Source organism: Streptomyces sp. NPDC054840, from assembly GCF_053611065.1.
This window is the reverse complement of sequence record NZ_JBSGZP010001047.1, coordinates 1-1,665: the sequence shown is the minus strand read 5'-3', so window position 1 is coordinate 1,665 and position 1,665 is coordinate 1. Positions and strand designations below refer to the sequence as shown.

Here is a 1,665-nt window from a genome sequence, read left to right as displayed (position 1 = left end):
GCCGAACCCTGGCCGCGCGTTGCTGTGGAAGGCACCCGCGGCCGGATCAGGTTCTCCCGCGCGCCGGGTATCGGCGTCTGGCAATGGGCTTGGGCGCCGACCCAGGTCGTCGATCGAGACCCGGCGGAACCCGATCACTTCCGGATCCTGCACTCCGGCTGAGAAGACAGGGTCGGTAGACCGTCCAGGGTCGGCCGAAGACGGCACCGAGAACGTACGTCACCCCGAGGCTGATCAGCGCGGACAGCGCGGATATCACCCCGGTGACCACGGCCTATCCGGTGGGGGCGACCGCGCCGACGGCCTGTTCCAGGACTTCCAGGACGGTGTTGCCGAACAGCTCGGCCTTGTAGCCGGTCTGCGGCAGCGGCCGGCAGCGGGCGAAGACCGTCCGGGCGGCTGCGGCGAGGACGTCGGGAGTGGCCTCCCGGCCGATCAGGGCGGCCTCCACCTCCGTGAGCCGCAGCGGTACGCGGGCCACCCCGCCCACCGCGACGGCGGCGTGCGTGACGGTGGAGCCGTCGAGCACCAGCCGGGCGGTGGCCTCGACCAGGGGCCATTCGGCGTGGGCCCGGCTGATCGCCCGGTGGTAGGCGGCCCGTTCGCCGGGCAGGGGTGCGGGCAGGTGGACCGCGGTGAGGATCCGGTCCGGCGGCAGCAGGTGGTCGGCGTGGGAGAGCCGGTCACCGTCCCCGTACAGGTCGGCGACGCCGCGCGGGGGGTCGCCGTGGACGTGAGCCTCGGCGTCGTAGCCGAGCAGGGTCATCGCCAGGGTGGACGGGTGCGGGGCCACGCACGGGCCGCCGCCGCTGACCACGCCGAAGTGGTGGTCGCCCTCGCGGGCAGGGCAGCCGGTGCCGCCCTTCTGGAGACAGCTGAAGTGAGGATTGCGGTAGTACCAACAGCGGTTGCGCTGCAGCAGGTTGCCGCCGACGGTGCCGGCGGCCCGGACCTGCGGCGTGGCCGCGGTCCCGGCCGACAGGGCCAGGGCCGGCCAACCCGCGTGTACGTGGGGGTCGGTGGCCAGCTCGGCGAGGGTCGTCAGGGCGCCGATCCGCAGCCCGCCGCCGGGCAGCGGCGTGCAGCCGCGCAGGTGGCCGGCGGCGCCGAGGTCGGTGAACGGCCCGGGAGAGACGCCGCTGCGCCGGCGGGCGGTGGTGTCGGTGCCACCGGCGCGCAGCTCCCCGCCGCGGGCCAGGACGGCGGCCGAGAGGTCGGTGAGGGCGGTCTCGGTGCTCACGTACCCAGTCCTTCCAGGAGCCGGTCGGGGCGGATGGGCATGTCGTACGGGCGCCAGCCGGTGGCGTCGTGGACCGCGTTGGCCAGGCAGGCCGCGGTGGGCAGGGTCGCGATCTCGCCGAGGCCGACGCCGCCGCCGGGCACGTGGTCGAAGCCCTCCTGGTGGAAGTGGACGGTGATCTCGGGGGTGTCGCCGATGCCGGGGATGCGGTAGTCCTCCAGGTTCTCGGTCAGCACCCGCCCGGTGACCGGGTCGGTGCGCCGCTCCTCGTACAGGGCGTAGCCGACGCCCTGTACGACGGCTCCCTGGCACTGGCCACGGGCGAGGCGGTCCTCGTGGATCCGGCCCGCGGCGATGCCGCTCCACACGCTCAGCGGGCGGACTCGGCCGAGCCGGGTGTCCACCTCCACCTCGGCGACCTGGAC

At 74.7% G+C, this 1,665-nt stretch carries 2 protein-coding genes and 1 pseudogene; 1 reads left to right on the top strand and 2 read right to left on the bottom strand.

What is annotated here, in order from left to right; all coding sequences use genetic code 11:
• Positions 1-162: pseudogene (locus tag ACWGIU_RS37355) on the top strand (ABC transporter substrate-binding protein); the annotation flags it as partial.
• Positions 163-274: 112 nt separating this feature from the next.
• Here ACWGIU_RS37355 and ACWGIU_RS37350 read toward each other — a convergent pair.
• Positions 275-1,240, bottom strand: a complete 966-nt coding sequence (locus tag ACWGIU_RS37350; protein ID WP_453712508.1) for an FAD binding domain-containing protein — start codon at positions 1,238-1,240, stop codon at positions 275-277.
• Positions 1,237-1,665, bottom strand: a 429-nt coding sequence (locus ACWGIU_RS37345; RefSeq protein ID WP_453712507.1) for a molybdopterin cofactor-binding domain-containing protein, incomplete at its 5' end; no start/stop codon positions are given. The genes ACWGIU_RS37345 and ACWGIU_RS37350, both read right to left, overlap by 4 nt.